Consider the following 22,818-nt stretch of genomic DNA (forward strand, 5'->3'; position numbering starts at 1 on the left):
ACTGATTTATGTCAATTTGAATAGAATTTGATGACGCCAGCCTATGTCATGATTCTCACTTATCATTTACATCGTCGGCAAAAGCCCCGCAATAAGGGGCATCTCACAGAGGAAAATCGGCAATATTGCAAAAACGCGATCTGATGCCGAATCCATCACGGCTTTCCCAGCTTTTCTATAGTAGGCTAACCTCACCTCATACAAACTAGGACTGAATAATGATTTTATTTCGACTTTGTCGACGCTTATTGCTGACTTGTTCTCTCTTTGTTTTTGCAGGCTGCGCGAGTGAGCCTGCGCCTCAGCCAAAGGCGTCAACACCTGATGAAGCCATCATCTTTGCCGGTTACGCTGATTTTTATGATGACTGGCAAGGCGTACCCTATCGTTTAGGTGGCGAAAATAAAAAAGGCATCGATTGCTCTGCTTTTACCCAGCGCGCCATGTCAGCCATTTATGCCATTGAGCTGCCCAGAACCACGTTACAGCAACGCAAAGTGGGCAAGCTGATCAAATGGGATCAACGCCAACGCGGCGATTTGGTCTTTTTCCAAACAGGGAAACGTCAATATCATGTGGGATTATTGGTTGATGACCAGTACTTTATGCATGCATCCACCTCGCGTGGCGTCATGGTGTCTCGTCTGGATAACCCCTATTGGTCACCTCGAATTTGGGAGATCCGCCGCTTCTAATGCCACATCTATTTTTTACTAAAATCGCCAGTGAGCAGCTCGAACTCTGCCAACGTGAGTGCCATGGCGATTTTGACCAAGGACCAGTCAATGCCAACCATATTGAACAATGGTGCAACAAAAAACGGGCCATTAAACGCCATGAAGTGAGTGAGCAGATTTGGTTTAAAACCTGCACACAGGGCTATATCACTGAACTACATTTTCACCCCGATGGCCGTGTGGATGAATTTACCCTCTTTGATCGTTTCCATATCAATGGGCATTGGCAACTGCGCCACGGCATTTTGGAAGTCGTGTTATTCAAGGCTGAAAATCAATATAAGTTTCAAGTCATTGCAAATCGTATTCACCCAGTCCATAGCGCCATTGAGTACAAAAATGGCGAGCGCCATGCCTACTTAAAACTCGGGCAACTCAATCCATCGATGTAATACCTCGCTTTCAGCGTTGACGCATCCAGCTAATTGGCCGCTATTTCAGAAAAACAAAAAGCCAAGCATTGCTTGGCTTTTTGATGTTTGAGTATTCGGCCATTTAAACTTTCACACACATCACGTGATAGATACCATCCACGACTTCCGTGCCTTCCGTCTCATGCTCAAACCCAGGGAATGCTTTATCCCAGACCTCAAGACTGCGCAGATAATTTATTTGTGGGCTGGTACTATCGCCAAAGCTTTCACCAGACATCAACATCGGAATACCCGGTGGATATGGAATAACCGCATTGGCGGCAACACGCCCTTCCAGCTGATTGGATGGCACCATCTCCACAGCATCATCCACAATTGCCTCAAAAGCAGCGCGCGGCGTCAGAACCGCTTCAGGCAAACTGGAGTATGCCAAATTGAGCTTTTCTGAGGGCGTATGCTCTTTGAGGTATTGGAACATACGCTCGCCCAAATCTTTCAGCCCCATTTCGCCATAGACATCAGGGTAATTTTCAGCAAGATCTGGCAATACCTGTTTTAATGGCACATTGCGATCGTAATTGGACTTAAAGCGCAGCAAGGTATTGACCAAAGTCGCCCATTTACCTTTGGTGATCCCCATGGAAAAGAGAAACATCACTTGAAAATCAGTGGTGCGCGTAGGCACGATGCCAAAACGCGTCAAATATTGGGTGACCAATGCAGCAGGGACACCGGTGTCCAAAAGCTTGCCATCATCCCCCATCCCCGGCGCAAGAATGCTGACTTTAATGGGATCGAGCATACACCAGTCTTCAGGCATATCTGCAAAACCATGCCAGCTATCACCTGGTTTCATCACCCAAAAATCTTGGTTCGATGCCAGCAGCGCCGGATCGGCTTCTTCAAAAGGCACCTCAATGCCAGTGACCGGATCGGTCACTGTTTCCGCATTCCATGGTTTAAAGAACCAATCACCATCGGCTTCAAATTCGCGATACAAACGCCCCATGGCTTGGCGATAATCCACCGCCTCGTTGATCACCTCTTGGGTTAAGGAATAACCGCGATTACCTGCCATTTGTGACACAGCAATATCATTGGATGCACTGATGGCATAGAGCGGCGAGGTGGTGGCATGCATCATATAGGCTTGGTTAAAACGCTGAAAATCAATGGCATCTTTACCATGGCGAATATGAATATAAGATGCTTGAGACAAGGCATTGAGCAACTTATGGGTTGAATGGGTCGCAAATACCGTCGGCTCACTATCCGAGACCGATGGTTCACCTCGCATGGCAAAGTGATCTTCATAAATTGGATTAAAACGTGCATACCCATACCAAGCCTCATCAAAATGAAGTCTTGGACTACTCTGACCTAAAATCTCTTGCACTCGCTTGGCGTTATAACACAGGCCATCGTAGGTACAGTTCGTGATCACGGCATAAACCGGGTCTTGCTCTGCGTAATCTTTGGTGAGCGGTTCACTCTGGGCTCTGGCTTTTAGTGTGGCTTGCGCCATCTGCTGGGGATAAATCGGCCCAATAATGCCGTAACGATTACGGGTTGGCAGCATATAAACAGGCCTTGCACCCGTGAGCATCAGTCCCTGCTCAATGGATTTGTGGCAATTACGATCACAAATCGCAAGGCTATTTTCCTTCATACACACCTGCATAATGGTGCGATTGGCACCCGAGGTACCGGTTACCAGTGAGTAAGAGCGATCAGCACCAAAAACTTTAGCGGCAAAGGCTTCGCTGTCACCAAAATAGCCCGTATGATCCAATAAAGAGCCCAGAGAGCCGCGCTCAATCCCCATATCAGAGCGAAATAGCCCTTCACCGTAATAGCTGTAAAATCGCTGACCTGCCGGCGTTTTGGTAAAACCCACCCCACCTTGGTGGCCCGGCGCGGCCCAAGAATACTCATGTACATCGTCGTATTTCATCATTGCCGACATCAGTGGCGGTAAAAGTTGTGCTCGATAACGCTCCATTGCTGCAACTGCACGACCCACAATAAAATCGGCGGTATCTTCTAAAATCCAAGCAAACTCATCGACGCGCGACATCAATTCGCGACTCACGGACAAGGTGATTTTTTTTCGTGAAGCCAACAAGAAAACAGGCACCCCTTGCTGACGATGGTTGAGCTTATCGATGAGCTGAAAGAACTTCTCATTCTCTTCTGCTTGCTGCCCCGTCATTTGCGAGGTCAACATAAAACAGTCCACCGCGATATTGGCGTTAAAAATAGAATAACAATCATCAAAGGAGGTCGCCATGGTGACCGCGACGCCCTCGGTTTGAAACTCATCTAAAAGTCGGTCGAGCGCATTTTCAATCACACCTTCTTTGACCGTATCGTTGAAAATTAAGGCATGTTTCTGTTTACCGTAGTGGGCCATATCCATTTCCTTTATTCATACAATTCAAAAATATCGACATTAACAATGTGATGGTTTAGTTGACTCTGGCATCTCGACTGGCAATAAAGCCGTAAAAGAAGTAACCCAATAAGGTGATCAGAGCGCCATAAAACACAGACTCCTGTCCCGTAGCGTAGGCACCATAAATGCTATAAAGCACCGCCACTGAGCCAATACTGATGGCAATGCGATACTCTTTAGGATCCACATTGGCTTGTTTCAAAATAATACCCAGTGCAGTCAGCGATAGAATGTACGGCACCATATTGATAAACACTGCAAGGTCCACCAGCACGTTAAATTGCTTCACCAAGGTTGGTGAAATAGTCATTACCGCCAACGCAAATTCCAAGGCAAACATAATCAGCATGCCCTGCACTGGTGCATCAAATCGGTTGGTTTTGGCAAAAATAGGCGGAAACAGCTTCATATCAGCGGCGGCTTTTGAAACCTGCGCATTAGTAAACTGCCAACCCAGCAAAGAGCCGATGCAGGCGATGATGGCCATAATGGTGATCACCTTGCCCACGGTATCATCAAACATATAACTAAAGACCAAGCCAAAGGGGGCATCGGAAGCGGCTAATTCATGATTGGGAACAATACCTTGAATCACGGTCGTTGATGCTACATAGGTCACGGCAGAAAAGATGGTCGCCAACATGCACGCGAGCGGTACATTACGCTTGGGATTTTCAACCGCGCCTGAGTTTGCCCCCGCCGATTCAATACCAAGAAATGCCCAAAGCGTCAGTGCAATACCTGATGAGATCGCCTTATTCACGGGTACATCATTGGGGTTCCAAGCTTCAGCAAAAATTTGGGGCTCAAACCAAAACCAGCCAATTATCGACAAGCCCAGCACAGGTATAATCACTCCCCAAACCGTCACCGATGAAATTCGGCCGGTAATTTTGGCGCCGCGCATATTGGCAAGCAAAGTAATCGCCAAGATAACGACCACGCCAACAAAGGTGTGAATGGGCGTGCCTTTCATCCAAGGAATAAAGGTTTCCAAGTACCCGACTGTGGTCACAGCAATGGCCACGGCACTAATCACTAAACAGACATAATAGGTATAAGAGGCAATAAAGAAGCTGGATTTACCATGGGCTTTTTGCGCGTAGGCAGACATACCACCATCTTCGGTGCAGTACATCCCGCATTTAGAAAATGCATGGGCAATACAAAGGGCACCAATGGCGGTGATCCCCCATGCGAGCAGTGCGATACCACCGGTTTGCGCCAAACTTGAGGGTAACAAAATAATACCCGACCCCATCATATTGACAGTAACGATGGTGGTCAGGCCAACCAATCCCATCTTATGACTACTTGAACTCATCTCTGTGCGCCTTGCAAACGTATGTTTGGCTAAGCTTAGTGCGCATTTTGCAGCAGCAGCAGTCATGGCATGTCAACTTATTGAGACATCAAAAAATTAGCCCCTTGCGCTCAAGTCTCGCCCGCCGCCAGTCGTCGATAGCCGTGATTGACCTATTACGCCATGGTGAATCAACCCATCACATTTGAAATACACCACAGTTCGACGCTGCGATTTGGCTTATGCTGATGACAAAGTCCATAACAGAGTTTGATATGCACAGCCTTCCGCTTTATTGCGCCGAACAAATTCGCCAAGGGGAAATTCAATGCGCCCAATCACTTGGCATTTCGCTCTATCAATTAATGCAAAATGCGGGGCATGCCGTGGCGATGCAGGCTCTGTCCATGGCAACAACACAACAAGCAATATGCGTCATTTGTGGCAGCGGCAATAATGGCGGCGACGGTTATATCGCAGCCATCGCACTTTCCAAGGCCGGCCGGCAGGTTTGTATCATTGCACTCACGCCCGGTGAGCAGTTAAGTGGTGATGCGCGGCTTGCCTATCAAAGCGCCGTCACGCAGGGGGTTTCAATTCATCCCAGCAGCGCGCTTGCGCGTAACATTGCACAAAGTGATTTAATCATTGATGCGATTTTAGGCATTGGCTTGTCCGGCTCTGTTCGCCCGCACACCGAGCAAATCATTCAGGCAATTAATCGCAGTCAAAAGCCTGTCCTTAGTATCGATATTCCTTCTGGGCTCAACGCAGATACAGGCCAGCCCATGGGTGAAACCATCATCGCAACCCAAACGCTCACATTAATTGGCATCAAACAAGGGTTGGTCACGGGCAAGGCGCGAGATCACGTTGGCACCCTAACACTGGCTGATTTAGCGTGCGCCAAGCTGCTGTTACAAACGCAAGCGCCGCGCGCTTATGGTCTCACAGCCAATGTCATTGGCCAGCGGCTACTGCCAAGAAAAGCCAGCGCACATAAGGGCAATCACGGGAAGTTATGCTGTATCGGTGGCAATCAAGGGATGTCTGGCGCGATTTGCTTGACCACACAAGCGGCACTTCGAAGTGGCGCAGGACTGATCAAAGTGCTTACCCATCCACACACTATCTTGCCCTTACAGCTAAGCTGCATTGAAGCCATGACTCAGCCCTTTGAGGTCGGTACAAAGAACATCGCTAATAAACCAAACGCTGAAAATATCAGCGCAATGAATTGGGCAAGCCATCTCATTTTAGGCCCAGGCCTTGGCACAGATGCTTGGGCGACTGCGCTATTTCATCATGCATTGCAACAACAAAAGCCTATGGTGCTTGATGCTGATGCCCTAACTTTATTGGCAAAGGCGCAACATCCGCTGCGCTACGATCACTGGATATTAACACCACATCCAGGCGAAGCCGCTCGCCTTCTTCAATGCAGCGTCAGTGATATTGAACACAATCGCTATCAAGCAGTAAAAGAGATTCAGCAGCGCTACGGCGGCGTCGTGGTGCTCAAGGGTGCTGGCTCACTCATTTGTGATGGCTATCATACGAATGTATGCCTTGCTGGAAATCCCGGCATGGCAACAGGTGGTATGGGGGACGTGCTCACGGGCATCATTGGCGCACTATTGGCACAAAACTATTCGGCCATGGATGCAGCGCGCCTTGGCGTTCTCGTGCACAGCCATGCGGCAGATACTCATGCGCAGCACTACGGGCAAATCGGCTTATTAGCGCGAGATGTGATTCAGGCGCTGCAAAGCGTATTTCATCTTGCAGGCCAAGATCGCCATAACGCATCAGCGAACCCTTTTTACGAAGCATTTGACCAACAAGCATCAAATTAAAGCATCAAATTAAAGCATCAGAAAGATGCACTTGAGCCTATCTTGCCATACCACCACTTGGCTCGATTGTATGCTTTTTCGACACATTTTTATTTTTATAGCGGCATTGATTTGTAAAAATATCAATACACTTTCGTGTTAAAAAGAAAGCAAAGGTTGCCGGAATGTGCATGTCAACTAAGCTGGATGTTAGATACCATTAGCCTGTTTTCACGTTCTTTTTCAATGATGATCCTATTGCGCCATGACTTCTTCTCATTCCGATCCCAATGAACAGGTCAGTGTGCGGGTACGTGTCCGCCACCAACCTAGTAAAACCGTTCGACGCTTTATGTCTAGCCATAAAACGCCGATTCAAGTCCTTCTGCTCTCTGCACTGGTTGGTGTCGGAGCCGGCCTGCTGGGGACACTATTTGAAATGGGGGTCAGTTGGATCTCAAGCCATCGTACCGATTGGCTTAAAACTTCAATTCTTAGTGACTTTGCACCACTGATGTGGATTGCAGCCGTTGCCCTCAGCGCTATTTTCGCCATGTTCGGCTACTACTTAGTACACCGCTTTGCGCCAGAAGCTGGCGGCTCAGGTATTCCCGAAATTGAAGGCGCAATGGATGGCGTTCGTCCGGTCCGTTGGTGGCGCGTGTTACCTGTCAAATTCTTTGGTGGCTTAGGCGCTTTAGGCTCAGGTATGGTATTGGGTCGCGAAGGTCCAACTGTACAAATGGGCGGTAACGTTGGCCAAATGATGGCTGACATCTTCCGTTTAAAAGATAAAGAGGGGGTACACACCCTGCTCGCTTCAGGTGCCGCCGGAGGCCTTGCCGCCGCCTTTAATGCACCACTAGCCGGTGTGATGTTTGTGGTCGAAGAGATGCGTCCACAATTTCGCTATAACTTGATTTCGATTAAAGCCGTGATGATCTCGGCGATTGTATCGAACATCGTTTTTCGCATGCTACGCGGGCAAGATGCCGTTATCACCATGCCGCAATTTGACGCAGCGCCTCTCGGATCTCTTTGGTTATTCCTACTTCTCGGTCTGCTATTTGGCCTGTTCGGGGTTTGCTTTAACAAACTCGTTATTCAAACCATCGAAATGTTTCAGCGCATCCATCGCAACGAACGCAAACGCTTTGTACTAACTGGTGCTGCCATTGGTGCAGTGTTTGGTTTATTGCTGCTCTATGTGCCTGAAATTACCAGTGGTGGCATCATTTTTATTCCTGAGTTTTCGGCTGGTCATTATGGGCTTGTCGCACTACTCGCTATTTTTGCTTTTCGCCTACTCACCACACTGATCTGCTTTGGATCTGGCGCCCCAGGCGGTATTTTTGCGCCAATGCTAGCACTTGGCACCCTGTTTGGTACCTTCTTTGGCACCGCAGCCTGCCAATTATTGCCTGATTTGGGGATCTCCCCTGGCATGTTTGCCATTGCTGGTATGGGGGCATTGTTTGCGGCCACTGTTCGCGCGCCAATTACCGGCATTTTGCTCGTCATTGAAATGACCCATAACTATGACCTGATGTTACCACTACTGATCACCACCCTAGGTGCCGTCATGGTCGCGCAGATGGCTGGCGGTAAACCTATTTATTCGCAGCTTTTACAGCGCACGCTTGATAAGCAACGTGCGCAGCAAAAAAGTGCTGAAGCTGAAGAGGAAGCACAGCAGCCCGCTTAACTCAATGCATATTCAACAAAAAAGCCAAGGCATTGCCTTGGCTTTTTTATATAAAGTCACGCATGACTCATTCATTGACCTGCGCTAAATAACGTTGTTTTAACGCAGGATGCCACAATGTCTTCATGGCCAAAGACAACGCCATGATAGATGCGACAGCAAAAACAATCTCAATACACAGCAACACAACCACACCATGCTGCAACAGCAAATAAACCGACATCGCAATGATAGCCAATGAGAGCGCAATAAAGAGCGGCGCAATGAATGCCCCCAATCGCCAACACCAAGCTTTAAATTCATGAGCATTGCGCGCAACAGCTAAAGCCAGCACCAATTGCAAAAGCGGCACCATCAAACGTGTGATGTTATGCTGATCACCTTGAATCAGCACCAATCCCACATGGATGCACTGCACCATGGCAAATGCATAAAAATACTGGGTCATCTGCTTCATGCGATCAAAGGTATTCATGGCTAAATCACTCGATTATTCTAAAAACAACATCTTGGCGTGCTGTGTCTAAAAGTACAAGCGCAGCGCTGTTATTTGATTACATTTTGCCTACTTAAACGCAACATTGTTCGTAAGATATACTGCAGTGCTACTTCTGAGCTATGTCCTACCCGCAGCCTCACCATCAATATGAATCTTTACACCCACTCTGAGAGATGCAGTGCATCCACTTGAAATCAATATGAAAAGTGGTTTAAGTGAAAACACATTCATCATCAATCTCACTTTATTTTTGCAGTCTGATTCACAAATTTTTGTCTTCTCTATGACTTTCTTATTATAAAACAATGAATTAGACCGAAATGCCATGCGTTAAATATAAAAAATCATTTAATTTCATAGAGATAGCACTGATGATTCTTCTATCAATCAACACCAAGCAATCAACTGCAAGTGAGTTTCTATGAACCGTAAATCGACATTAGCGCTATTGGCCCTTTTCACCCTCAGCACACCAGCACTTGCGGCTGGTATTGGCATCAAAGCAAAAGCAGCGCAATCACAAGCACAAGAGCGTATTCAAACGGAAGTCGCGCAAGTAGCTCAAAGCTGTGGCAATGCCACATTAACCGCAACAATCGACTGGAGCGCGTGGTCTGGCTATGACTACAGCACCGAGCGTATGGATGGCGAAAAAGCGGCACGCTGGACTAGCGGTGTCATTAACAACATCTATAACGATATGATCAATCTTTGTACCAAGCACGAATATGCATCCGCCTACAAAGCTGAGCTATCAAAGATCACCACCATCAACTTCTCAGGCCACGCTGATTTTGCAGTCCGAGACACCGCGTTTAAACTCTCTGAAGATGGCACTGTACTCAATGTTACTCTAAACGGTAACGGCGCTTACAACAGCAAGTTTGCCAACTTCCTTGAAGCCGTATGGGAATAAACTCAATTCAGCCTTCCTCATGCTCAATACAAAAAAGCCAAGGCGTTTGCCTTGGCTTTTTTTAATTCGACCCATTTAATGCTCAATTATATGCTCGCACCAATGTTGGGCCGCGTGATATCAATCAAATCCGTCGCGCCATATAGATGAAAACCATCGAGCAATGGATCAATCCCCTGCTCTAACTTTAGGGTCATCTCTTCATCATAAAGCGGTACCAAAGCAAAATAGTGCACTGTTTTATCGCTTTCTAATGGCAGCTGATAAAAGCTTTGCGGGACATGCAATGAAGGCACAATCATCATCCCACTCATTTTTGTATTGTCAGCAAAGGGCTCAGATGGATCGCCATTGGGTAAGGTATGCCCCCATCCCAGCCAGGTTTTATACTGCTTTGGAAAACGCGCAATAAATTTGAGCTGGGCGATGGGCCAATACCATTGCGACTGGCGAAACGCATTTTCATTCACTTCCCACTCTTGCGGCAGGGTGACCATTAGCTCCAAATGCTGCGGTGCTTGCACACCCAAAGGCAAATTCATGGGGTGATCGCTCATTCCTGCGGTGATTAATGTATGAAAAGGGCGCGTTTGCGTCGGTTTGATGTGGTAAATATCGATAGGCTGCAGATCAGCACTGAGATCATGATAAATCTGGTCAACTGGCGCAATGTGCTCGCTGATATGCTGCTGCATACGCTGGCGATGTTCCTGGACAAAATTCACGTTCATAACGACACACTTCCTTGTGAATGAGATGCCAGCATAACATCTGCGCTGCAGTGACGATAGCGAAAGGACTTAAAGCAAAACCAACCACTACGCCATTTCTGAGATGGTTTGAGATTATGCCCCAACTTCGCTATCAAAAAGGTTTTTCAGTAAATCGATAAATTCACCTAAAAACTCACGCTGTTTTTCGCACAGCGGTTTTTGCCAGCGACTGGCCAATACTTCAGCAAGTTCTTCGACAATTTTGTCCGCTTCGGCAAGCAATGCAAAACGTTGTTCCGCTTCCAACTGCGTTTTTTGTTCACAAATCGTCATTACCATTGTGGCAACTTTATCCGTTACAAAATCTTCCAGTGTTTCGCCATCGCTAACGACTGCGCCACCTTCAAACAGTGAAAAGCTTTCAACCAAGTATTCAATCAGGGCGTCATAGCCCGAAGTACCGATAATCATGATATTGATTTTATAGAGAAGTGATGCCCCTATTCTAATCCCCTGCTGAATAATCTCAACGGCCAAAGTCACGTCCAAGTAGCATGTTTTCAGCGCTAATGGCGACATTTGAACTCATTGAACGATAGATCACCGATTTTTGTCGTATCGACAAATAATGCAACTTGTCGCAATGAGTAATTACTCATTTAATGCCTTCGATTTGCGTGAGTGCACAAAATTTTGAAACACTGCGCAAAGCCAGGGTGCGGCCTTGCTGCGATTTGACGAATTCAATCGTCATACCATCTATGCCTTTCATTCCGCACCATGTTGTCAGTGCTGCGCCAGCAGCATGATTGAGGCCCAACCCATGACCACTTGGACCCTTGATAACGCGCGCGCGCGTTACAACCTGCCCTATTGGAGCCAAGGCTACTTCGATATCAATTCGCAAGGCGAAGTCGTTGCTTGCCCAAACCGTGAACACCCAGAACGTCAAGTCTCCCTTGCCAAGCTCGCTCAAGATTTAAGCGACCGTGGCGTTTCTTTGCCAGTTCTGGTTCGTTTTCCGCAAATTATCCATGACCGCGCCAACAGCCTGTGCTTGGCATTTAATAATGCGATCAAGGAATATGATTATGAAAACAACTATCTTGCGGTTTACCCCATTAAAGTAAACCAGCAGCAAGAAGTTGTTGAGGCCATTTTGGCCAGCCAATCCGCGCAGCAGCAAAAACAGCTAGGTCTTGAAGCCGGCAGTAAGCCTGAGTTGATGGCCGTGCTTGCCATGGCGCAAAAAGCCAGCTCAGTGATCGTCTGTAACGGCTATAAAGACCGTGAATATATTCGACTGGCATTGATTGGTGAAAAACTTGGCCACCGCGTTTATATCGTGCTGGAAAAACGCTCTGAGCTTGATTTAGTGCTCGAAGAAGCCCGTCAACTCGGTGTCAAACCACGCCTTGGTTTACGTGTTCGTTTGGCTTCTCAAGGTCAAGGGAAATGGCAGGCAAGCGGCGGTGAAAAATCCAAGTTTGGGTTATCCGCATCACAAGTATTCCAGGTCATTGATGCGCTGAAAAACGCAGATGAACTTGATGCGCTGCAACTGGTCCACTTCCACCTTGGCTCGCAAATGGCCAACGTGCGTGATATTCGTAACGGTGTAGGTGAAGCATCTCGCATTTACTGCGAGCTTCGTGCCATGGGCGTGCCTATTGATACCCTCGATGTCGGCGGCGGCCTCGCCGTAGACTATGAAGGCACCCGTAGCCAAAGCCATTGTTCCATGAACTATGGCGCAAAGGAGTATGCCAATACCATCGTGGCCACTGTGGCTGACATGTGTCGTCAAACACAAACACCAATGCCGCGTCTAATTTCTGAATCAGGCCGTAACCTCACCGCGCACCATGCCGTGCTGATCACCGACGTGATTGGTGTTGAGCGCTACGAGCCAAGCGATCTCAATGCGCCAGCAGAAGATGCCCACTACTTACTCCAAGATTTGTGGCAAAGCTGGCTGGAGCTTCAACAAAGTAAACCCCATCGCGCCTTGGTTGAGTTATATCGCGACTGTCAGTCTGATCTAGCTGAGATCCACGCGCTATTTAACATTGGCATGCTTGGTTTTGCTGAGCGCGCATGGGCTGAAGAGATGAGCTTGAACATCTGCAATCAGCTCAGCCATATGCTGTCGCAAAATAATCGTGTGCATCGTCCAATTTTGGATGAGCTCAATGAAAAGCTCGCGGATAAATTCTTTATCAATTTCTCGCTCTTCCAGTCAATGCCGGATGCTTGGGGGATTGATCAGGTCTTCCCCGTGATGCCATTAGCGCATCTCAACCAAGCACCAACGAAACGCGCAGTCATGCTTGATATCACTTGCGACAGCGATGGTGCTATTGAGCATTATGTCGAAGAACAAGGGATTGAGACCACTTTACCGGTTCCACCATGGGATGCCAGCAACCCCTATCCGATTGGCTGCTTTATGGTCGGCGCATACCAAGAGATTTTGGGCGATATGCACAACCTCTTTGGCGATACCCATACCGCTATTGTGACCATTGATAAGAAAGGTGAGTATCACATCGATAATATCGAGCTTGGCGATACCGTCGCTGATGTCATGCGCTATGTGCACATGTCACCCGATGCCTTCTTGGCGGCTTATAAAGCGTTGGCTCAGCAACATGTCGCGCCACGCGAACAAGCGGCGCTATTGCATGAGCTCAGTGAAGGTCTTCGCGGTTATACTTATCTCGAAGATATCGATTAGTCACATATCATTTGCCAAGGGCTATCGCCCTTGGTGATTCAATTTGGAGGCCGTGATGGCAACCCATAACGATACATCTCTTTACGCCAACAACTTTGGCTTTATGCGCCAACCTTTGCACTTCAAACCCACTGAAGTTGATTGCGATGTGGTGATCACTGGTGTTCCTTTTGACCTTGCAACCACAGGCCGCTCTGGCAGCCGTATGGGACCAACCGCGATGCGTCAAATCTCAACTCACCTTGCGTGGGAAGAGAAACGCTTTCCTTGGACCTTTACATTAGAAGATCATGTCACCATGGTCGATGCTGGTGATTTGGTCTTTGAAACCGGGAACAGTGAAGACATGATGGCCAAACTTGAAGGCCACACCAGCGCGCTATTGGCGCAGGGAAAAACTTGTTTAAGCTTTGGTGGCGATCACTTTGTTACCCTGCCACTGCTGCGCGCGCATGCGAAAACCTTTGGCAAGATGGCCTTGATTCACTTTGACGCACACACAGATACCTATGATGCGGGTGGTCGTTACGATCACGGCACCATGTTCTATCATGCGCCAAAAGAGGGTTTGATTGACCCACAACACTCAGTACAAATCGGTATTCGTACCGATCATGGCGATGCAGGCTTTACGGTGATTGATGCGCCAAGCGCTAATGATATGGCTGTGGATGCTATTGTTGCGCAGGTGAAAGACACCATTGGCGATCTGCCGGTTTATCTCACCTTTGATATCGACTGTCTTGATCCAGCCTATGCACCAGGCACAGGGACACCTGTATGTGGCGGTTTGAGCACAGATAAAGTGCTTAAAATCCTACGTGGCTTAGCTGGTATCAATTTGGTAGGTATGGATGTGGTTGAAATTGCACCTGCCTATGACCAAAGTGAGCTGACAGCACTTGCCGGTGCGACCATTGCATCAGAGCTACTGCACATGTGGGCTGTTGCCCATAAAGGCGCGCCAAAAGCCTAATGCTTTAGTTCGACAAGTTTGCTTCTGTCTTCCTTAAAGAGAAGAAAAGGGAAGCAATGAAATATAAAAAAGACCGCAGCTGCGGTCTTTTTTATGCCTTAAAACTGATGGCGATAACCCACAGTAAAAGCGATATCTGTGCTGTTATCCATATTGATCAGATTTTCAATCATGGACACTTCAAGCGCATGACGATGCCATTGATAACGATACCCCAACAGCACTTCGTTTGAAGCATCACTGAGATCTTCAATCTCCTCTTTCGCCGCGCCAGCATACCAATGGTATTCCACTAGCAGCGCATGATTACCATTGATTTGGTACTCATAGCCAGCAGCCACCGTGGCTGCATTTTCGCGATAGGGCATATCACCAAGCCCCTCTTTTTCTGAACGAAAAGTGATACCCACCGTGCTATAGGCGCGATGTGCTCCCGCGCGATAACTGTAGTTAAGCTGCAACGCCTGCTCAAATCCCTCGTCGGCAAAAGGACCAGAATTGACGTTGTGGTAGTAAAGAGAACCGCCCAAAGACAAACCATGTTGCTGCGTTTCAAGCAATTGATATTGAAGATAGAGCGTCAAGGCTTGATTGAGAGTTTCACCTTCAAAATCATGAAGTTCAATGCCATATTTGGGCACAGATAAGTCAAAACTATGGTTGGGTACCTCATCTCGTCCATTTTGGCCGATGCCAAACAAATCATGAAATCCTCGGGTTAAGCCGTCCAAGTGGTTGTCTGCCGCAAAATGCCAGTTATAGCGCCCTTCCACGTACCATCGAGAGCTCAATTGATGGCCGACCCCTAGTACCAAGGCATTTTGATAATAATCAGCGCTAATATCAGAAGAATGGGCCCAAACGCTTGCCACTGTCCCGGTTAAATAGAACTCGCTTTGACCCGCTACTTTCGTAAAACCGCTGCGAAGCTCAGGCGTTAGGCTATTGGATTGTAAGGGTGATTGCGCATAGGTTTTCAAAGGCCCAAATTCAGCCGCGAACACTGAGTCCACGGGCAGCAAAAAACCAGCGACAACAAAAGATAAGCAAGAGAAATGCGCGCATACTTGGCGCTTAAAAAGGTGCATTGCGTTCCCCCGAACAATGCAAAAATAGGAAAAATTACTCTACGCCAGCCAGCTGAATAGAAACTGGATAAATTAGCAACAACAATGCTAGGCGCGGCGAAAACCCTATGATATATTGCCGCCAATCCACAATTTGGCATGAATGCTGTTTCCAATACAGCTCACGCAGACGATGCACTTGAGATTGAAACCGATTTCAATACTCACCATCCACGATGCCAAACAATTGATTCAAAAAGCTCAAGGGGCCACTCGGCCACAGCGAATTCGCCGATATCGAGAGATATCGGCTTTTGTCATGCTTCCAATGCAGTAGGAGTTAGTGTGCAGCGTTACACGCTTGAAATGAAAAAACTGGTGAAACTCGCCACCCCCATTCTAATCGCGCAAGTCGCACAAACCTCCATGGGGTTTGTTGATACCGTGATGGCGGGTGATGTCAGTGCCACCGATATGGGTGCTGTTGCCGTTGCGGCAAGTATTTGGCTACCCACTATTCTTTTTGGCTTAGGTCTCGTCATGGCCTTGGTACCGATCATTGCAACCCTCAATGGTTCGGGCAAAAAAAATGAAATTCCATTTCAAGTACAGCAAGGCTTTTATCTCGCAGCGATCATCTCGATCCCCATTATGCTGCTGATGTATAACGCTGGCGTACTGATTGATATGCGTGACAACATTGAGCCGCTGCTCAAAGAGAAAACCATTGGCTATCTGCACGCCGTGATGTGGTCCGCGCCTGCATTTTTAGGCTTTATTGTGCTGCGCAGCTTTGCTGAAGGCTGCTCGTATACCAAGCCTGCGATGATCATCGCCTTTATTGGTTTAGCTGCGAACGTGCCACTCAACTGGATTTTCGTATACGGCCACTTTGGCCTACCGAAATTAGGCGGCGTGGGTTGTGGCGTGGCTACAGCCTTGGTCTATTGGATCATGTTCTTTGCCATGCTGGCCTATATGTTTATCTCGAAAAAGCTCTCGCGCATTGGGATTTTCAAAAACTGGCAAGGCATCGATTTTAAAGCCCAGTGGCGTTTAATGCGTCTTGGCTTTCCGGTAGCGGCTGCTATCTTCTTTGAAGTCACGCTGTTTGCTGTGGTGGCTTTTTTAATTGCGCCACTTGGCTCGATCACCGTCGCTGCGCACCAAGTTGCCGCCAACTTTAGCTCGATGATTTTCATCATTCCAATGAGTATTGGCTCAGCTGCCAGCATTCGTGTCAGTTATCAATTGGGCGAGCGCAAAATCGAAGGCGCGCGTATTTCAAGCTATTGTGCGCTAGGTTTAGGCTTGGCAATTGCTACCGTAACCGCCCTACTTACCTTCCTTTTGCGTGCGCAAATCGCCGATCTCTATAGCGACAATTTGCAGGTGATGGCACTGGCCAGCCAATTGATGCTACTGGCCTGTATTTACCAGTGGACCGATTCTATCCAAGTCATCGGCGCTGGCATTTTGCGTGGCTATAAAGATATGCAAGCGATCTTTGTACGTACCTTTATCGCCTACTGGATTTTTGGTTTGCCAACGGGTTACATCCTTGGTTTAACCGACTGGGTCATTGCGCCAATTGGTCCTTTTGGATTTTGGTGGGGTTTTATCGTTGGCTTAACGGTTGCTGCTATTTTACTGGGTCAGCGCCTACTATGGCTTCAACGTCAACCAGAATCGGTGCAACTGAATTTCTCAGCCCGCTGATCAAGCCGCCATACCTTAAACCTAAAAAAGCGCAGCTTCAGCTGCGTTTTTTATTCTCTAAGTATCTTTCATAAATAGCCATTTCGAACAGCTTTTGCGCAAACGCACCAAAATGTGATTTTTGTCCGTTGACAGCCGATCATGACAACAGTATTCTAGCCCCGCTTTCAAGCACAATGCGTCTGTAACTCAGTTGGTTAGAGTGTCACCTTGACATGGTGGAAGTCGGTGGTTCGAGTCCACTCAGACGCACCAAATTCCAATAATCGCGCTATCCCAATGCGATTATTTGGGCGATTAGCTCAGTTGGGAGAGCACCTCCCTTACAAGGAGGGGGTCACTGGTTCGAGCCCGGTATCGCCCACCACATAGAAAAAGCCCGCTCATTGAGCGGGCTTTTTACTTTTCTAAATCCTCATTTTCATTTTTATACTTTGCGTCCTTATCAATAACAGTATTCATATTTATCGCATGATTGCCCTATAATTTGCGCGCGATCACAATCACTTAAATGCAAATGAGTATCATTAATGCAATCTCATTGTATAACAGGATGTTGTGATGACCTTACAAGATGAAGTGGCAAAAACCTTACTGATTCCGCTCTACATGAAAGCCAAAGAGAGCCGTCGAACCAATGCTTTTTTCGACGACCCAACGGCATGCGAAGTCGTTGAAAAAGTACCCTATGACCTCTCAATTTATGAAAATGCCATTCGTAGCCAAGTAGGATGCGCACTACGCGCAAATTATTTTGATCAGCTAGCCATCGATTTTATTCAGCAAAACCCACTAGGTGTGTTGGTGAACTTGGGCTGCGGCCTTGATGCGCGATACCAAAGAATCAGCAAACAGATTGAATTGCCCGATACGCTGTTTCTCTACGATCTTGACTTGCCAGAAGTGATGGCATTTCGCGCAGAGCTAATCCCATCCAGCACACAAAATCCCAGCTTATCTGGCTCATTATTTGATAAAGAATGGATCGATACCCTATTCCATCGTCATGGCGATGTACCAGTGCTCTTTATTATTGAAGGCGTTTTTATGTACTTTGATAAAACGGAAGTAGCCAATGCGATTCGACAAATGACCTTACCCTTTAGTCAAAGTGACATTGCCTTTGATAGTTCATCAAGCTTTATGTGTAAGCACTCAAGTCGGCACGATACCGTAAAACATACCAATGCTCGTTTTAAGTTTGCACTGGATGATCCCAAAGAGGTCGAGAGTTGGCAGCCCAATCTAAAGCTGGTATCAATGAAACGCTACAATGAGTTTTCGCAATGGCGACTCACAGGTCGACTCAATTGCTGGATGATGGCATTGATACCTGCACTCAAGAATGCCTCTCGACTTTTGCACTACCGCTGCCATGCTTAAAATGCCAATAAAGGTAGCTCACGCTCACAAAAATAAAGGCCGCATTCGCGGCCTTTATCAATGAACACAGTCAAATGAAAACCATATTAAAATGGCTGCGGCGCAAAACCTGTCACCACTTCTAAGCGCAGCTCTTTGCCGAGTTTGGTCATTGGGTGTACGACCACCAAACCTTTTACTGATTTTTTCAACTTACCCATATCCGCTTGCTCAGTTTTACTGATTTCGCGCGAGTAAGGCATATCAAGCAAGCTTTTACGCTCTTTGTTCAGCTCAAAACTTTGCTTGTGTTTCAACTGGCTAAGCTTCTTGCTCAAGCTCTCAATATCATCGGTAAATTTTTTGATCATCGCCTGATCATCGCGTGATTTTGCAGCCGCTAATTTATGCTGGCAGGTATCGATGCGGTTGGTAAGCAGCTGAATCTCTTTTTTAATGCTCATGGCAAATATTCTCAATTTATTCTGGGTGAACAGCGTGATATCACGCTTTCAAGATGGGTCGTTCTCTTGGCGAGGATTGTAGCACAGCCTCAAGGCTGCGCATGTATATTGATCAACGACATCATAGAAAAAAGCCCTCATATAAGAGGGCTAAATCTGATCAGCGTATATCGCTGTCGCTTAGGCGTTCTCTTTACTGATGTAGGTCTGCGCTGTTTTTTCTGCCAATCGCACGATCACCGCAACCGCTTTTTCCATCCCTTGCACCGTAATAAACTCATGCAAACCATGGAAGTTATAACCGCCGGTGAAAATATTTGGACAAGGCAAGCCCATAAAGGACAAACGCGCGCCATCCGTGCCACCACGAATCGGTTTGATATTGGCTTCAATACCGCAATCCGCCATCGCCGCTTGCGCCAGTTCAATAATTTCAGGGTGCGGCGCCACCATCTCTTTCATATTGAAATAGCTATCGCTCAACACAAGCTCTACACGGCCTTTGCCCTGCAAGTTTTGATTCAGCATTGCAACTTGCTCAGTCATAAAGGCTTTACGTGCAGCAAAACTGTCTTGATCAAAATCACGAATAATATAGTGCAAGGTGGTTTTGGCCACACTTGGGCTCATGGCCACCAAGTGATAAAACCCTTCATAACCTTCTGTTGATTCAGGTGTTTCATCCGCAGGCATCATCAATTGAAATTGCGCAGCAATATTCATGGCATTGATCATTTTGCCTTTCGCCGTACCAGGATGCACATTAACACCATGCACAATCACTTCAGCGGAAGCTGCGTTGAAGTTTTCAAATTCAAGCTCACCCACAGGACCACCATCAATGGTGTAGGCCCATTGCGCGCCAAATTTCTTCACATCGAAACGATCAGCGCCGCGGCCAATCTCTTCATCTGGGGTGAAGCCCACACAAATTTCACCATGTTGAATCTCTGGGTTTGCCACCAAGGTCGCGATCGCTGTGAGGATCTCTGCAATACCAGATTTGTTATCCGCGCCCAATAGCGTGGTGCCATCAGTGGTGATGAGGGTATGACCATGCAAACCATTCAGATCAGGATATTGCTCTGGCGAAAGCACTTCACCGCTGGTTCCAAGCGCGATGGTCTGGCCTTGATAGTTCTCAACCAATTGTGGTTTAACCTGCGCGCCAGAGGCATCGGGCGCGGTATCCATATGGGCAATCAAACCGATAGCTGGCACATTTGCTGAGACATTGCTAGGTAAACGCCCCATGAGGTAGCCATCATCACTCAAGCTTACATCCGTTAAACCAATGGCAATCATTTCGGCCTTAAGCTGATTGGCAAAAACCAACTGACCTTGGCTACTTGGGCAGGCTTGATCACTTGGATTGGATTGAGTATCAAATTGGACATAACGCAAAAAACGTTCGACGAGCTGATTCATAAATTCTGATTCTCTGTAATGCGCGGGAGATGGGCTGTCCATAAGGGCAATCTATCTAAAAACCCGACAGATAATAGACGTTATCACTGAACCTATACCTCTCATTAACACAAGTCAAAACAAATCCGGCCAGCTACTCGCTTAATAGTTTGCGAAAATGCGATGGCGTCATCTTCTTCACTTCTTTAAATTGGCGATTAAAGTTCGATAGATTATTAAAGCCAACATCTTCTGCGATCAGCGCGATAGCGCGATTGGTGGTCGCTAAAAGTTCGCAAGCCTTACCGAGACGATACAAACGTAAATGCTCGACAAAGCTCTCCTCAAAATGGCGCTCAAACAACCGATAGACTGAGCTTTCACTCATATGCAGCGCTTTAGCCAGCTCTTTGAGTTGAATCGGATTTTGGTAGTTTTTCGCAATATATCGCCGCGCTTGTTCCACCCGTGCCACCACAGCATCAGGCTCATCTTGCAAACGATATTCATGGCTCCGAACCGAGAGCGGTTTAGCCTCTTTGTCTTCCGTCAGCAGCAACAAAAGCTGAATAAAATGAGCAAATTGCCTCGCTGGGGACACATTGGCAAAATTCTCTAAAAGCGAGGCCACACGTTCAATGGTCTGTGCGCCAAAACACAAGCCCCGATTACTGCGTTTAAGCATCTGCTCCACGGTACGCAGCTCTGGGATCACGCGGCCACACTGCTCAAGCCAGCGCGGAGAGAACCATAAAATTTTCTGGTGCACCACATCACTACGATAAAGATCCGTACTGGCGGTCACCATATGAGGCACCCCCGGCCCTAAGAGAATGAGCTGACTGCCGCCCATATCCATAATATGGTCGCCCACAAACAATTTTCCGCGATAAGCGCAGCGTGGATCGTAATAGAGCACCAACTCATATTCTTGGTGATAGTGCCAACCGCAGTTGATCTCATAATGACCTTCGACCAAGCGATAATCTTTCATCGACCAACGAAAATCATCGGCGCTACTAATGGTTTCAATATTTGGTTTCATGCCTCATTAATGACATTATTCTTTCAGATAAACAATCAATAATGACAGAATATTATCACTAAACGGGAGCTACGTATTATCTATCCCTGCCGAACCTCGTTAATCTAGAGTGGTTTGATTTACCCTTTGATTTCCTCCAATAAGCGGGTTTTTATGCACTTTATCTCCAAAGCTGCGGCATTCATTTTGACGTGTTTTTTCACCGGTCTTGGCGGCGCTTTTTTCTATCCCCTATCGACCCTCTATATGGTCAAAGTGCTAGGTGCCAGCCCAATGCAGCTCACCCTCTTTTTGGTTTCCACCATTATCACCGGCATGCTGATTTCCCAGCGTTTGGCGCGCTATTCAGACTATGCCGGATGGCCCCGCAAGAAAATCGTGATGATCTCCCTTGCATGTTACAGTGTCACGGTCTTCGTTTGTGCATTTAATACCAACTACTGGCTGGCACTTGCCGTCGCCATTGTCATCAATGGCTTTAGCGCGGCCGCTTTTCCGCAAATTTTCGCGCTAGCGCGTGAATATGGCGATAAACACTTTTCATCGCGCAGCACCTTATTTATGAGTACCGCGCGCGCCTCCATCGCACTGGCATGGGTTTGCGGTCCACCGCTGGCTTTTTCCATGCAAAGCGCCTTTGGTTTTCGCTATACCTTTTTAGCGGCAGCGGCGATCACCTGTATCACCATTACAGTGGTATGGCTGTTCTTACCCAACAATATTTGCCAAACAGTAGAAGTCCCAACTGATGAGGACAAAACGGAGCAAGAGCCCGATCGGCCTTGGTATCTCCAATTTCAGATCATGAGCTTTTTGCTCGCGACCACATTGATGTTTTTTGCCAATAACTTATATGTAAACGGCTTAGCGCTCTATCTCACCGAGGTTCGGCAGATTGATTCAGCTTGGACAGGCTATTTGATGGGGGTGGCCGCCGCAATTGAGATTCCGATTATGCTCACTGTGGGTATGCTGGCGATTCGACTGGGGAATCGTCCGATTATTCAATTTGGACTGATGTGCGGCGCACTCTTTTATTATGTGATGCAGCAGCGCCTAGAGCCTGAACAAATGGTACAAATCCAGCTTCTCAATGGTATTTTTGTCGGTATTATCGCCACCCTTGCCATGGTAGAGATGCAAAATATGATGCGTAAATATATGGGAATTGGCACGACCCTTTTTAATAACGCCATGCTCTGTAGTAATTTGCTGACTAGCTTTTCACTTGGCATTGTTGGCCGCTATTTTGGTTACCAAGCCATATTTATCATTGGCATGTATGCCTGTTTTGCCGCTATGTTGTGTTTAATGCTTCCCAAAATCCGCCAATATATTCAAGCCAATAAACAGCAAACCGCTTAAACCGAGCGCAAAAAAGAAACACAAAAAAAGCGGCGCAGCGCCGCTTCTTACCTCACATTCAAACCGAGCACCTTGCCGCAGGCAACCGCGAGAAATCCCCTCCGGTTGCCTGTGTTTTATACGCCCAAGCCGTTAACGC

At 47.3% G+C, this 22,818-nt stretch carries 19 protein-coding genes and 2 tRNA genes; 12 read left to right on the plus strand and 9 right to left on the minus strand.

Annotated features, from left to right (window positions below):
- The first annotated feature begins 218 nt into the window (after positions 1-218).
- Together L9P36_RS07550 and L9P36_RS07555 are read left to right on the plus strand one after the other, a co-directional pair.
- Positions 219-695: an NlpC/P60 family protein gene (locus tag L9P36_RS07550; protein ID WP_237466098.1), complete on the plus strand. Its 477-nt coding sequence runs from the start codon at positions 219-221 to the stop codon at positions 693-695.
- Positions 695-1,129 carry a hypothetical protein gene (locus L9P36_RS07555; RefSeq protein ID WP_237466099.1) on the plus strand — a complete coding sequence of 145 codons (435 nt, stop codon included), beginning with the start codon at positions 695-697 and terminating at the stop codon, positions 1,127-1,129. The genes L9P36_RS07550 and L9P36_RS07555 overlap by 1 nt, the downstream gene beginning before the upstream one ends.
- Before the next feature lie 103 nt (positions 1,130-1,232).
- Here the strand turns inward: L9P36_RS07555 and adiA are convergent, their stop codons facing one another.
- Both adiA and potE read right to left on the minus strand, forming a co-directional pair.
- Positions 1,233-3,524: an arginine decarboxylase gene (gene adiA / locus L9P36_RS07560; RefSeq protein WP_237466100.1), complete on the minus strand. Its 2,292-nt coding sequence runs from the start codon at positions 3,522-3,524 to the stop codon at positions 1,233-1,235.
- Positions 3,525-3,579: 55 nt separating this feature from the next.
- Positions 3,580-4,890, minus strand: a complete 1,311-nt coding sequence (gene potE, locus L9P36_RS07565; RefSeq protein ID WP_237466101.1) for a putrescine-ornithine antiporter — start codon at positions 4,888-4,890, stop codon at positions 3,580-3,582.
- A gap of 227 nt (positions 4,891-5,117) precedes the next feature.
- Here potE and L9P36_RS07570 point away from each other — a divergent pair, with 227 nt between their 5' ends.
- On the plus strand, positions 5,118-6,725 hold the full coding sequence (locus L9P36_RS07570; RefSeq protein WP_237466102.1) for an NAD(P)H-hydrate dehydratase: 1,608 nt from the start codon (positions 5,118-5,120) through the stop codon (positions 6,723-6,725).
- A 244-nt stretch (positions 6,726-6,969) separates the two neighbouring features.
- A complete protein-coding gene (clcA, locus tag L9P36_RS07575; RefSeq protein ID WP_290368684.1) occupies positions 6,970-8,409 on the plus strand; it encodes a H(+)/Cl(-) exchange transporter ClcA in 1,440 nt (479 codons plus the stop codon).
- Positions 8,410-8,476: 67 nt separating this feature from the next.
- Here clcA and L9P36_RS07580 read toward each other — a convergent pair whose 3' ends face one another.
- Complete coding sequence (locus L9P36_RS07580) at positions 8,477-8,884, minus strand: hypothetical protein (protein WP_237466103.1); 408 nt, start codon at positions 8,882-8,884, stop codon at positions 8,477-8,479.
- A gap of 445 nt (positions 8,885-9,329) precedes the next feature.
- Between L9P36_RS07580 and L9P36_RS07585 the strand changes: the two genes are divergently transcribed.
- Positions 9,330-9,824, plus strand: coding sequence for a hypothetical protein (locus tag L9P36_RS07585; protein WP_237466104.1), 495 nt, complete (start codon positions 9,330-9,332; stop codon positions 9,822-9,824).
- Between the two features lie 86 nt (positions 9,825-9,910).
- On the opposite strand, the gene L9P36_RS07590 is transcribed toward L9P36_RS07585, so the two are convergent.
- Positions 9,911-10,555 carry a suppressor of fused domain protein gene (locus L9P36_RS07590; RefSeq protein ID WP_237466105.1) on the minus strand — a complete coding sequence of 215 codons (645 nt, stop codon included), beginning with the start codon at positions 10,553-10,555 and terminating at the stop codon, positions 9,911-9,913.
- Positions 10,556-10,669: 114 nt separating this feature from the next.
- Positions 10,670-11,116, minus strand: coding sequence for a DUF3802 family protein (locus tag L9P36_RS07595; protein WP_237466106.1), 447 nt, complete (start codon positions 11,114-11,116; stop codon positions 10,670-10,672).
- Positions 11,117-11,360: 244 nt separating this feature from the next.
- On the opposite strand from L9P36_RS07595, the gene speA reads away from it, so the two are divergent.
- Positions 11,361-13,274 carry a biosynthetic arginine decarboxylase gene (gene speA / locus L9P36_RS07600; RefSeq protein ID WP_237466107.1) on the plus strand — a complete coding sequence of 638 codons (1,914 nt, stop codon included), beginning with the start codon at positions 11,361-11,363 and terminating at the stop codon, positions 13,272-13,274.
- Between the two features lie 55 nt (positions 13,275-13,329).
- Positions 13,330-14,250, plus strand: a complete 921-nt coding sequence (speB, locus tag L9P36_RS07605; protein ID WP_237466108.1) for an agmatinase — start codon at positions 13,330-13,332, stop codon at positions 14,248-14,250.
- A 98-nt stretch (positions 14,251-14,348) separates the two neighbouring features.
- Here speB and L9P36_RS07610 read toward each other — a convergent pair whose 3' ends face one another.
- Entirely contained in the window at positions 14,349-15,338 is a 990-nt protein-coding gene (locus tag L9P36_RS07610; RefSeq protein WP_237466109.1) for a DUF3187 family protein, read from the minus strand.
- 324 nt (positions 15,339-15,662) lie between these two features.
- On the opposite strand from L9P36_RS07610, the gene L9P36_RS07615 reads away from it, so the two are divergent.
- The 4 genes from L9P36_RS07615 (at position 15,663) to L9P36_RS07630 (ending at position 18,419) form a co-directional block, all read left to right on the plus strand.
- The gene (locus L9P36_RS07615; RefSeq protein WP_237466110.1) at positions 15,663-17,036 is read left to right on the plus strand and encodes an MATE family efflux transporter; all 1,374 of its coding nucleotides are present in this window, start codon (positions 15,663-15,665) and stop codon (positions 17,034-17,036) included.
- Between the two features lie 178 nt (positions 17,037-17,214).
- A tRNA-Val gene (locus tag L9P36_RS07620) sits at positions 17,215-17,291 on the plus strand.
- A gap of 36 nt (positions 17,292-17,327) precedes the next feature.
- A tRNA-Val gene (locus L9P36_RS07625) sits at positions 17,328-17,403 on the plus strand.
- Between the two features lie 194 nt (positions 17,404-17,597).
- Entirely contained in the window at positions 17,598-18,419 is an 822-nt protein-coding gene (locus L9P36_RS07630) for a class I SAM-dependent methyltransferase (protein ID WP_237466111.1), read from the plus strand.
- A gap of 86 nt (positions 18,420-18,505) precedes the next feature.
- Here the strand turns inward: L9P36_RS07630 and L9P36_RS07635 are convergent, their stop codons facing one another.
- From L9P36_RS07635 to L9P36_RS07645, 3 genes are all read right to left on the minus strand, one after another.
- A complete protein-coding gene (locus L9P36_RS07635) occupies positions 18,506-18,862 on the minus strand; it encodes a YibL family ribosome-associated protein (protein WP_237466112.1) in 357 nt (118 codons plus the stop codon).
- Positions 18,863-19,042: 180 nt separating this feature from the next.
- Positions 19,043-20,290, minus strand: coding sequence for a peptidase T (pepT, locus tag L9P36_RS07640; protein WP_237466113.1), 1,248 nt, complete (start codon positions 20,288-20,290; stop codon positions 19,043-19,045).
- A 133-nt stretch (positions 20,291-20,423) separates the two neighbouring features.
- Positions 20,424-21,314: an AraC family transcriptional regulator gene (locus L9P36_RS07645; RefSeq protein ID WP_237466114.1), complete on the minus strand. Its 891-nt coding sequence runs from the start codon at positions 21,312-21,314 to the stop codon at positions 20,424-20,426.
- A 153-nt stretch (positions 21,315-21,467) separates the two neighbouring features.
- On the opposite strand from L9P36_RS07645, the gene L9P36_RS07650 reads away from it, so the two are divergent.
- The gene (locus L9P36_RS07650) at positions 21,468-22,679 is read left to right on the plus strand and encodes a sugar efflux transporter (RefSeq protein WP_237466115.1); all 1,212 of its coding nucleotides are present in this window, start codon (positions 21,468-21,470) and stop codon (positions 22,677-22,679) included.
- Positions 22,680-22,818 lie beyond the last annotated feature (139 nt).

This window comes from Vibrio stylophorae (assembly GCF_921293875.1).
GTDB classification, from domain to species: Bacteria; Pseudomonadota; Gammaproteobacteria; order Enterobacterales; family Vibrionaceae; genus Vibrio_A; species Vibrio_A stylophorae.

Bases quoted from the DNA above. Each gene is read 5' to 3' on its own strand.
- L9P36_RS07550 (WP_237466098.1), top strand. From the start codon at position 219: ATGATTTTATTTCGACTTTGTCGACGCTTATTGCTGACTTGTTCTCTC.
- L9P36_RS07585 (WP_237466104.1), top strand. From the start codon at position 9,330: ATGAACCGTAAATCGACATTAGCGCTATTGGCCCTTTTCACCCTCAGC.
- L9P36_RS07645 (WP_237466114.1), bottom strand. From the start codon at position 21,314: ATGAAACCAAATATTGAAACCATTAGTAGCGCCGATGATTTTCGTTGG.
- pepT (WP_237466113.1), bottom strand. From the start codon at position 20,290: ATGAATCAGCTCGTCGAACGTTTTTTGCGTTATGTCCAATTTGATACT.
- L9P36_RS07580 (WP_237466103.1), bottom strand. From the start codon at position 8,884: ATGAATACCTTTGATCGCATGAAGCAGATGACCCAGTATTTTTATGCA.
- speA (WP_237466107.1), top strand. From the start codon at position 11,361: ATGACCACTTGGACCCTTGATAACGCGCGCGCGCGTTACAACCTGCCC.
- adiA (WP_237466100.1), bottom strand. From the start codon at position 3,524: ATGGCCCACTACGGTAAACAGAAACATGCCTTAATTTTCAACGATACG.
- speB (WP_237466108.1), top strand. From the start codon at position 13,330: ATGGCAACCCATAACGATACATCTCTTTACGCCAACAACTTTGGCTTT.
- L9P36_RS07590 (WP_237466105.1), bottom strand. From the start codon at position 10,555: ATGAACGTGAATTTTGTCCAGGAACATCGCCAGCGTATGCAGCAGCAT.
- L9P36_RS07635 (WP_237466112.1), bottom strand. From the start codon at position 18,862: ATGAGCATTAAAAAAGAGATTCAGCTGCTTACCAACCGCATCGATACC.
- L9P36_RS07595 (WP_237466106.1), bottom strand. From the start codon at position 11,116: ATGTCGCCATTAGCGCTGAAAACATGCTACTTGGACGTGACTTTGGCC.
- L9P36_RS07610 (WP_237466109.1), bottom strand. From the start codon at position 15,338: ATGCACCTTTTTAAGCGCCAAGTATGCGCGCATTTCTCTTGCTTATCT.
- L9P36_RS07630 (WP_237466111.1), top strand. From the start codon at position 17,598: ATGACCTTACAAGATGAAGTGGCAAAAACCTTACTGATTCCGCTCTAC.
- clcA (WP_290368684.1), top strand. From the start codon at position 6,970: ATGACTTCTTCTCATTCCGATCCCAATGAACAGGTCAGTGTGCGGGTA.
- L9P36_RS07570 (WP_237466102.1), top strand. From the start codon at position 5,118: ATGACAAAGTCCATAACAGAGTTTGATATGCACAGCCTTCCGCTTTAT.
- L9P36_RS07650 (WP_237466115.1), top strand. From the start codon at position 21,468: ATGCACTTTATCTCCAAAGCTGCGGCATTCATTTTGACGTGTTTTTTC.
- L9P36_RS07555 (WP_237466099.1), top strand. From the start codon at position 695: ATGCCACATCTATTTTTTACTAAAATCGCCAGTGAGCAGCTCGAACTC.
- potE (WP_237466101.1), bottom strand. From the start codon at position 4,890: ATGAGTTCAAGTAGTCATAAGATGGGATTGGTTGGCCTGACCACCATC.